Source organism: Salipiger sp. (genome assembly GCF_059781815.1).
In genome coordinates this window covers 6294-15145 of the sequence record NZ_JBYNAH010000118.1, presented here as the reverse complement: position 1 = coordinate 15145, position 8852 = coordinate 6294, and the positions used below count along the sequence as shown (strand labels likewise).

Sequence of the window (8852 nt, the reverse complement as noted above, 5' to 3'; positions counted from 1 at the left end):
GACACGCTTTATGTGACCGAAGCGCCCTTCGCCCAGTGGAGCAAGACGATCTCGTCGCTGCTCGGCTCCTTCGGCGCCGTCAACACCATCGCGACGACCGCGACGCTGGTGCAGGGATCGGGGGGCTGATCCTGAGCCAGACCGACGATGGTCGACCGGACGCCGGGGGTGAAAATCCCCGGCGTCTTTACGTCTACAATGCCGGCTTCCTGCGCCAGCCGAGACTGCGCCGCATCCTGTCTCTCGCCGGATACCGTGTCTCGCTGGGCCGCCCCGGCGAGGGCGACATGGTGGGCGTCTGGGGCCAGTCGCCCTATGCCCATCGCGGCGAGAGGGTGGCGGCCGCGCAAGGCGTGCCACTTCTGCGCATCGAGGATGCCTTCCTGCGCTCGCTGCATCCCGGCCGTTCGGGCGAGCCGCCGCTGGGCCTGCTGCTCGACCGCCGAGGCGTGCATTTCGATCCCGCAAGCGTCTCCGATCTCGAGACGCTGCTCGCCACCCATCCGCTCGACGACCACGCCCTGCTCGAGCGCGCGCGGGGGGCGATGGCGCGGATGCAGGCCGTGCATCTGACCAAGTACGCTGCTGTCGATCCCGCCGACCCGGCTCCCGAGCCGGGCTATGTCCTGGTCATCGACCAGACCGCGGGCGATGCCTCGGTGCGCGCCTCGGGCGCCGACCGCAACCGCTTTCTCGAGATGCTCTACTGGGCGCAGGAGGAGCACCCGGGCCGCCGCATCGTGATCCGCACCCACCCCGAGACCCGCGAGGGCTTTCGCGCCGGGCATTACCGCCCCGAGGATGCCACCGGCCGCATCACCCTCTTCACCGACCCGGCCTCGCCGCAGGCGCTGCTGGACGGCGCGATTGCCGTCTACACCGTGTCCTCTCAGATGGGCTTCGAGGCGATCCTCGCCGGCCACCGCCCGCGCGTCTTCGGCCAGCCCTTCTACGCCGGCTGGGGCCTGACGGACGAGGAAACGCCCCTGCCCCGCCGCCAGCGCCGCCTGACCCGCGCCCAGCTCTTCGCGGCGGCGATGATCCTCTACCCCACCTGGTACGATCCCTACCGCGACCGGCTCTGCGAGATCGAGGATGTGCTCGCCACGCTCGAGGCCCGCACCCGGGCCTGGCGCGAGGACCGTCACGGCTGGGTCGCCGAGGGTATGCGGCTGTGGAAGCGCAAACCGCTGCAGGGGTTCTTCGGCAGCGAACGCCCCGTGGTCTTCGCCCGCAGTCCCGAGGAGGCCCGGCACCGGGCCGAGGAGGGCCGCGCCCGGATGATCTGGGGCGCTGCCGAGGCCGATCCCGGCACCGTCCGCATCGAGGACGGCTTCCTGCGCTCGCGCGGGCTCGGGGCCGAGCTGGTGCCGCCGCTGTCGCTGGTGGCCGACGACCTCGGCATCTACTACGACCCCACGCGCCCCTCGCGGCTCGAACGGCTCATCGCCGAGACCGCCCAGCCCCGCCCCGACCAGAGCGAGCGCGCCCGCCGCCTCATCGCCCGCATCGTCTCGGGCGGGCTCACCAAGTACAACCTCTCGGGCCCCCTGCCGCCGCCGCCCGAGGGCCACCGCATCCTCGTGCCGGGACAGGTCGAGAACGACGCCTCGATCCGTCTCGGCAGCCCCGAGATGCAGAACAATGCCGATCTGCTCGCCCGCGTCCGGGCCGAGAACCCGGGCGCGGTGATCCTGTGGAAGCCGCACCCGGATGTCGAGGCCGGCCTGCGCCCCGGCCATGTCGCCGCGCCCGAGCAATGGGCCGACCTGACGCTCACGGAGGCCGACATGGGCGCGCTGCTGCGACAGGTCCACGAGGTCTGGACCCTGACCTCGCTCACCGGCTTCGAGGCGCTGCTGCGCGGCCTGCCGGTCACCACGCTCGGCGCGCCGTTCTACGCCGGCTGGGGCCTGACCCGCGATCTCGGGCCCATCCCCGCCCGTCGCCTCGCCGGGCCGCGCCCGACGCTCGAGGCGCTGGTCCATGCCACGCTCATCGCCTACCCGCGCTACCGCGACCCGCTCACCGGCCTGCCCTGTCCGGTCGAGGTGGTGGCCGACCGGCTCGAGAGCGGCACCCTGCCGCGCCCCGGCGCGACCAACCGGCTGCTTTCCAAGCTGCAGGGCCTGTTTGCCAGCCGCGCGCATCTCTGGCGCCGCTAGTCAGGACCGCCCCACTTGTCGATCGCGGCCACGACTGCGATATACTGGGGCAAATGCCAGGGCCGCGATCCCCGCGCCCGCGACGCAGGAGAGAGATGATGCTGAAAGGTTTGGGCGGACTTGGCGACATGGCCAAGATGATGAAGGCCGCGCAGGACATGCAGGGCAAGATGACCCAGCTTCAGGAAGACCTGAAGGCTATGGAAGTGACCGGCGAGTCCGGCGCGGGCCTCGTCAAGGCCACGGCCTCGGCCAAGGGCGAGCTGCGCGCGCTCGACATCGACCCGTCGATCTTCAATTCCGACGACAAGGAAGTGGTCGAGGACCTGATCCTCGCCGCCATCAAGGACGCGCAGGCCAAGGCGCAGGAGAAGGCGCAGGAGGAGATGCAGAGGCTCACCTCCGAGATGGGCCTGCCCGCCGACATGAAGCTGCCGTTCTGATCCGGCCTTCGGGCGCTACAGCGCCCTGACGACCCCCTCGCGGCGCCGATCTTCGGCGCCGCGCATCCGCGCCCGCCGGAGTTCCCCCTTGCCCGACCGCACCGAAATCGACGCGCTGATCGACCTGATGGCGAAGCTGCCCGGCCTCGGGCCGCGCTCGGCCCGGCGCGCGGTACTGCACCTGATCCGCAAACGCGCGCTGCTGCTGCAGCCGCTCGCCGATGCCATGCAGCAGGTGGCGAGCTCGGCGCGGGAATGCCTCAACTGCGGCAATGTCGGCACCGCCGAGATCTGCCCGATCTGCGCCGATGATCGCCGCGCCAATGGCCAGATCTGCATCGTCGAGGACGTCGCCGACCTTTGGGCGATGGAGCGCTCGGGCGTCTTCAAGGGCCGCTACCACGTGCTCGGCGGCACGCTCTCGGCGCTCGACAACGTCGGCCCCGAAGAGCTGCGCATCCCGCAGCTCGTTTCGCGCATCGACGGCGAGGCGATCACCGAAGTGATCCTCGCGCTCAACGCCACCGTCGACGGCCAGACCACGGCGCATTACATCGCCGATCAGCTCGAGACCCGCGTGGAACTGACCTCGCTGGCCCAGGGCGTGCCCATCGGCGGCGAGCTCGACTATCTCGACGACGGCACCATCACCGCCGCGCTGAACGCCCGCAAGCGGGTCTGAACGCCTTTCCCAAAGGCCCAGAACATGAAAAAACGCGCCACTCTCGCGGCGCGTTTCCTGTCTCTGGCGATCGTAAGGCGATCAGCGGCGCGGATCGTCGCTGTCATCGTCCTCGTCGTCATCGCCACCGGCGGGCAGGTTGAAGAAGCTGTCCGCATCCGAGAAATCGCTCGGGCCGCGGGTGTCCTCTTCCTCGTCATCCTCGCCGCGCGGGTCGGAGAGCGAGAAGGTCTCGAGCCCTTCGATGGCCGAGGGCAGGCGCGGCTCGGGCTCCATGCCGAGGCTCTGCTCGGTCGAGACCAGCTTGCGGCGCTCGTCGTCGGTCATCACCTCGTCGATCTTCTTGGCAGCCTTGGCCACCGCGGCGTCGAGCTCGGACTGGCGGCAGAGCCCCAGCGCCACCGGGTCGATGGGCTGCATGTTCTGGATGTTCCAGTGGGTGCGCTCGCGGATCGACTGGATGGTCGGCTTGGTGGTGCCCACCAGCTTGGAGATCTGGCCGTCGGACAGCTCGGGGTGGAACTTCACCAGCCACAGGATCGAGTTCGGACGGTCCTGACGTTTCGACAGCGGCGTGTAGCGCGGCCCGCGGCGCTTGTCCTCGTCGACGGCGGCGGCGTTGTACTTGAGCTTGAGCTTGTGCAGCGGGTTGTTCTCGGCCTTGTCGATCTCCGACTGCTCGAGCTGGTTGTTGGCGACCGGGTCGAAGCCCTTGACGCCGGCAGCGACGTCGCCATCCGCGATCCCCTGCACCTCGAGCTCGTGATAGCCGGTGAAATCGGCGATCTGCTTGAAGGTCAGCGTGGTGTTGTCGACCAGCCAGACGGCGGTCGCCTTGGGATGCAGCAGTTTGGCCATGTCTCGTCTCCTTGCAAGTCTCCGTCCCCTCCCCCGGGCCCTCTTCGGGCCGGGAGGTCCCGAATCTGAACTCGGGACAGGTTACCGTTGTCGGGGAACTTGCGCGCTATATAGTGATCGAGACGCCAAGAGGGAAGAGAAAATGCGCTGGCTGGTTGTGTTGTTGCTGTCGGCCGGTCTGGCCAGCCTGGCCCATGCCGAGGGCGAACGCTCCGGGCGCTTCGATTACTACGTGCTGTCGCTGAGCTGGTCGCCCACCTGGTGCGCGCTCGAGGGCGACGCCCGCGGCGCCGAGCAATGCGAGACGGATCACGGCTGGATCCTGCACGGGCTCTGGCCGCAATACCACCGCGGCTATCCATCCTATTGCCCCAACGCCGCACGTCCGCCAAGCCGCGCCATGACAGGCGCCATGGCCGACATCATGGGCTCGGGCGGGCTGGCCTGGCACCAATGGAAGAAGCATGGCAGCTGTAGCGGGCTCTCGGCGGAAGCGTATTTCTCCCTGTCCCGAGAGGCTTACGGGCGCGTCACCCGGCCAGAGGTACTGCGCCGGCTGGACGAGCCCGTCACCCTGCCTGCGACGGTCATCGAAGACGCCTTCCTGCAGGCCAATCCCGGTCTCGAGCCCGATATGCTGACCATCACCTGCCGTGCGGGCCGCATCCAGGAGGCCCGGCTCTGCCTGTCGCGCGACCTCGACCCGGTGCCCTGCGGCAGCGACGTGGTGCGCGACTGCTCCCTCGGCAACGCGCTGCTCGATCCGGTGCGCTGACCGCCATCTCCGGCCACGAGGGGCGCTGCCCCTCGCGCTCCCCGGGATATTTTCAGCCAGAAGAAACACATTATTAAGATTAATGGGACAGGATGGGCTCACGGTACAGGCGGGGACGCCGATGACCGTGCCAGGAGAAGCCTCGGCTTCCCGCCCGTCCCTTCGGGGGCGGGTTTCCTTTTGCCTTCAGGCTGTCGAGCGCCCTGTCTTCTTCTGGCCAAAAATATCCCCGCCGGAGGCATCCTGCGTGGATCACTCGCGCAACACCGGGACGTCTGCGATCGCATCGTCAAACCGGTAGCCGAAGCGCGCGATATCCTCGGCGCAAAGCCCGGCCACCAACTCGGCGGTCGCATCGTCATAATAGGCCCGGTGGTCGCGCGCGCGCTCGGAGGCATTGATCCGCGCGATCTCGGGCCGGAAGCCCAGATGCGCCACGAACGGCGCCATGTCTTCCGCGAGATGTTCGAGCCGGATGTAGAGCGAGGCGCGCTCCTGCCCCGTCACGTCGCGCATGTAGCGCCCATAGGGCGCGGCGCGCAGGCTGGCGGCGGTCTGCGGGTGGGCGAGGAAGGCGGCGAAGGGCAGCTCCGCTGCAAGAGCCACCGCCGGGTGATCAAAGCTCTGCGCCCGGAGCCAGTGGTAGTAGCTCACCATCCGATCCCACGGGTTGCGCACCAGCGTGACGGTGAACATCGCCGCGATCTCCTCGGGACTCAGCACCCCGTCGATATCGCTCAACATCGAATGCTTCCAGAGCCGCCCCCGCGCCGAGAGCTTCGCCACCCGCCCCCGCCGCTTACGCGCCTTAGGGGTGTCGCCGATCAGGATGTCGTCGCGATGCGCCCGTGCCTCGAGCGCCGCGGCCAGCGAGGTGCCGCCGGTCTTGGGGATGTGCACGAAGATATAGCGGCGGCCGGGCGAGATGATCATGCCGGGCAGCGTAACCGCGCGCGCGCGCATCGGGAATCCCCATTCGGGGCTTTTCGGCGCGCGCCCATCTGCGCATAGTCACCCCAAGGAGACATCAGGGAGGATCCGCCATGGGCTGGCTTGCCAACGAAACCGGGCTCGGGAAATGCGCCGCGAACCACGTGCCGCTGACGCCGCTGTCGTTCCTGCGCCGGGCGCGGCAGATCTACCCCGACCACCCCGCGGTGCTCTACGGCCCGCATCGCAAGAGCTATGCCGAGTACCACGACCGGGTCAGCCAGCTCGCCTCGGCGCTGACGAAGATCGGCATCAGGCCCGGCGACGTGGTGGCGACGATCCTGCCCAACATCCCCGCGCAGGCCGAGGCGCATTTCGGCGTGCCCGCCTGCGGCGCCGTGCTCAACACCATCAACACCCGGCTCGATGTCGACACCATCGCCTATATCCTCGATCACGGCGAGGCCAAGGTGGTGCTCTGCGACCCGCAGTTCATCCCGCATCTCGCCGAGGCCATCGAGCTGATGGAGCAGGAGCCGCCGACGGTGATCGAGGTGGCCGACCCGCATGGCGGCGCCAAGGCCTTCGGCGACTATCTCGAGTATGAAGATTTCCTCGCCACCGGCGATCCGGAGTTCGACTGGATCATGCCCGAGGACGAGTGGGAAAGCCTCGCGCTCAACTACACCTCCGGCACCACCGGCCGGCCCAAGGGCGTGGTCTATCACCATCGCGGCGCCTACCTGAACGCCATGGGCCAGGTGCTGAGCTGGCGCATGGTGCTGCACCCGGTCTATCTCACCATCGTGCCGCTCTTTCACTGCAACGGCTGGTGCCACACCTGGATGATGCCGGCGGTGGGCGGCACCGTGGTCTGCTGCCGCGACATCACCGCCCACAACATCTACGACGCCATCGCCGAGGAGGGCGTCACCCATTTCGGCGGCGCGCCCATCGTGCTCAACATGCTGGTCAACGCCCCCGAGCAGGAGAAGCGCACCTTCGACCACGTGGTCGAGGTCTTCACCGCCGGCGCGCCGCCCGCCCCGGCGACGCTGGCCAAGATCGAGACCATGGGCTTCCACGTCACCCAGGTCTACGGCCTGACCGAGACCTACGGCCCCGACGTGGAATGCGCCTGGCAGGGCGGGTGGGATCATCTGCAGGGCGCCGAGCGCGCCGCGATGAAGGCCCGTCAGGGCGTCGCCATGCCGTTCATGGAACATGTCACGGTGATGGACGAGCAGATGAACATCATCCCCGCCGACGGCGAGACCAAGGGCGAGATCATGCATCGCGGCAACGGCGTGATGAAGGGCTATCTCAAGGCGCCGAAAGCCACCCGCGAGGCCTTCGAGGGCGGCTATTTCCATTCCGGCGACATCGCCGTGCTGCATCCCGACAGCTACGTGCAGATCGCCGACCGCGCCAAGGACATCATCATCTCCGGCGGCGAGAACATCTCCTCGGTCGAGGTCGAGAACACGCTGATGGGGCACGAGGCGGTGCTGCTCTGCGCCGTGGTCGCAAGGCCCGACGACAAATGGGGCGAGGTGCCCTGCGCCTTCGTCGAGCTCAAACCCGGCCACGAGGCCAGCGAGGCCGAGCTCATCGCCTTTGCCCGCGAGCGGCTGGCCGGGTTCAAGACGCCGAAGAAGGTCGTCTTCGAGGAGCTTCCCAAGACCTCGACCGGCAAAATCCAGAAATTCCAGCTGCGGGAGCGCGCCAAGGCGCTCTGACACCCGAGGCAGCCTCCTTGGGCCGCACGCCCGCCGGTCCGGGCCAGGGCGCACGCAACGCGTTGCCCCTGTCTCGCGGCCCATGCTATCGTGCGGCAAAACGAGGCAGAGCAGCCCTGAATGACGGCACTCAAAGAGTATCAGCGACTGGAAGCATCGGGCCTGTGGCGGCCCGAGCCCGACGCGCAGCGCCGAGAGGTGGTCGTGTCGCTGGGCGATGCCACCCTGACAATCTCCGAGTTCTCCGGCCGGGCGCTTGCCCACTGGTCGCTGGCGGCGGTACGCCGCGCCAACAAGGGCCAGGTGCCGGCGATCTACCACCCCGACGGCGATCCCGGCGAAACGTTGGAGCTGCCCGAGGACGAGACCACGATGATCGCGGCCATCGACCGGCTGCTGCGGGCCATCGAGCGGCGGCGCCCGAAGCCGGGCAAGCTGCGGCTGCTGCTGATCGGCACGGTCGCCGCGGCGGTGCTCGCCGGAGCGGTGTTCTGGATGCCCGGCGCCCTGCTCGAGCACACGCGCCGCGTGGTGCCGGCGGTCAAACGTGACGAGATCGGCGAAGCGCTTCTGACCCGGATCACCCGCATCGCCGGCCAGCCCTGCATGACCGACGATGCCCGCGTGCCGCTGCGCCACCTCGCACAGCGGGTGCTGGGCGAGGCCCGGCGCAACGACCTCGCGGTCTTGCCCGACGGGGTACGCGACACCGCCCACCTGCCCGGCGGGCTGATCCTGATGAACCGGGCGCTGATCGAGGATTACGACGACCCCGACATCGCCGCGGGCTATCTGCTGGTGGAGTCGCTGCGCGCCCGCGCCTCGGACCCGCTGGGAGACCTGCTCGCTCATAGCGGCCTCTGGTCGACGCTGAAGCTGCTAACCACCGGCGCCCTGCCCGATGCCGCGCTCGATGCCTATACCGAGACCCTGCTCACCGAGCCCAGCACGCCGGTCCCCACTGACACGATGCTGCGCGCCTTCGCGGCGGCCGAGCTGCGCAGCACGCCCTACGCCTTCGCCCGCGACGTCACCGGCGAAAGCACCGTGGCGCTGATCGAGGCCGACCCCCGCGCCGCCGAGGGCAGCCGCCCGGTGCTCTCCGACCCCGACTGGCTGCGGCTTCAGGCGATCTGCGGCGGCTGACGGCAGCCCGCGCCCCGCGCCCAAGCGCGGGCGTTGGGCCGACCTTCCCCCAAAAGAAAAGCCCCACCGTTTCCGGCGGGGCCCTGTTCCAGCATCAATGCAAGACCGTCAGCG

Annotated in this window: 8 protein-coding genes; 6 read left to right on the top strand and 2 right to left on the bottom strand. The window is 68.9% G+C overall.

The genetic code is table 11. From position 1 onward, the window contains the following. Positions 1–287: 287 nt before the first annotated feature. The 3 genes from AC6RA4_RS14540 to recR all read left to right on the top strand — a co-directional run bounded on the left by AC6RA4_RS14540 (position 288) and on the right by recR (position 3290). Entirely contained in the window at positions 288–2165 is a 1878-nt protein-coding gene (locus AC6RA4_RS14540) for a capsule polysaccharide biogenesis protein (RefSeq protein WP_500161462.1), read from the top strand. Positions 2166–2263: 98 nt separating this feature from the next. Then, positions 2264–2608 carry a YbaB/EbfC family nucleoid-associated protein gene (locus AC6RA4_RS14535; protein ID WP_500161460.1) on the top strand — a complete coding sequence of 115 codons (345 nt, stop codon included), beginning with the start codon at positions 2264–2266 and terminating at the stop codon, positions 2606–2608. Positions 2609–2696: 88 nt separating this feature from the next. After that, positions 2697–3290, top strand: a complete 594-nt coding sequence (gene recR, locus AC6RA4_RS14530) for a recombination mediator RecR (protein WP_500161458.1) — start codon at positions 2697–2699, stop codon at positions 3288–3290. 81 nt (positions 3291–3371) lie between these two features. On the opposite strand, the gene AC6RA4_RS14525 is transcribed toward recR, so the two are convergent. Continuing rightward, positions 3372–4148 (bottom strand): DUF1013 domain-containing protein, encoded by a 777-nt coding sequence (locus tag AC6RA4_RS14525; RefSeq protein WP_500161456.1) that lies wholly within the window; start codon positions 4146–4148, stop codon positions 3372–3374. 142 nt (positions 4149–4290) lie between these two features. On the opposite strand from AC6RA4_RS14525, the gene AC6RA4_RS14520 reads away from it, so the two are divergent. Beyond that, positions 4291–4923 (top strand): ribonuclease T2 family protein, encoded by a 633-nt coding sequence (locus AC6RA4_RS14520; RefSeq protein ID WP_500161454.1) that lies wholly within the window; start codon positions 4291–4293, stop codon positions 4921–4923. 252 nt (positions 4924–5175) lie between these two features. Here AC6RA4_RS14520 and AC6RA4_RS14515 read toward each other — a convergent pair whose 3' ends face one another. After that, the gene (locus tag AC6RA4_RS14515) at positions 5176–5856 is read right to left on the bottom strand and encodes a sulfotransferase family 2 domain-containing protein (RefSeq protein ID WP_500161464.1); all 681 of its coding nucleotides are present in this window, start codon (positions 5854–5856) and stop codon (positions 5176–5178) included. A gap of 110 nt (positions 5857–5966) precedes the next feature. Here AC6RA4_RS14515 and AC6RA4_RS14510 point away from each other — a divergent pair, with 110 nt between their 5' ends. After that, on the top strand, positions 5967–7592 hold the full coding sequence (locus AC6RA4_RS14510; protein WP_500161452.1) for an AMP-binding protein: 1626 nt from the start codon (positions 5967–5969) through the stop codon (positions 7590–7592). Between the two features lie 120 nt (positions 7593–7712). Then, positions 7713–8738, top strand: coding sequence for a hypothetical protein (locus AC6RA4_RS14505; protein WP_500161450.1), 1026 nt, complete (start codon positions 7713–7715; stop codon positions 8736–8738). Positions 8739–8852 lie beyond the last annotated feature (114 nt).

Bases quoted from the DNA above. Each gene is read 5' to 3' on its own strand.
- AC6RA4_RS14515 (WP_500161464.1), bottom strand. From the start codon at position 5,856: ATGATCATCTCGCCCGGCCGCCGCTATATCTTCGTGCACATCCCCAAG.
- AC6RA4_RS14540 (WP_500161462.1), top strand. From the start codon at position 288: ATGGTGGGCGTCTGGGGCCAGTCGCCCTATGCCCATCGCGGCGAGAGG.
- AC6RA4_RS14525 (WP_500161456.1), bottom strand. From the start codon at position 4,148: ATGGCCAAACTGCTGCATCCCAAGGCGACCGCCGTCTGGCTGGTCGAC.
- AC6RA4_RS14535 (WP_500161460.1), top strand. From the start codon at position 2,264: ATGCTGAAAGGTTTGGGCGGACTTGGCGACATGGCCAAGATGATGAAG.
- AC6RA4_RS14505 (WP_500161450.1), top strand. From the start codon at position 7,713: ATGACGGCACTCAAAGAGTATCAGCGACTGGAAGCATCGGGCCTGTGG.
- AC6RA4_RS14510 (WP_500161452.1), top strand. From the start codon at position 5,967: ATGGGCTGGCTTGCCAACGAAACCGGGCTCGGGAAATGCGCCGCGAAC.
- AC6RA4_RS14520 (WP_500161454.1), top strand. From the start codon at position 4,291: ATGCGCTGGCTGGTTGTGTTGTTGCTGTCGGCCGGTCTGGCCAGCCTG.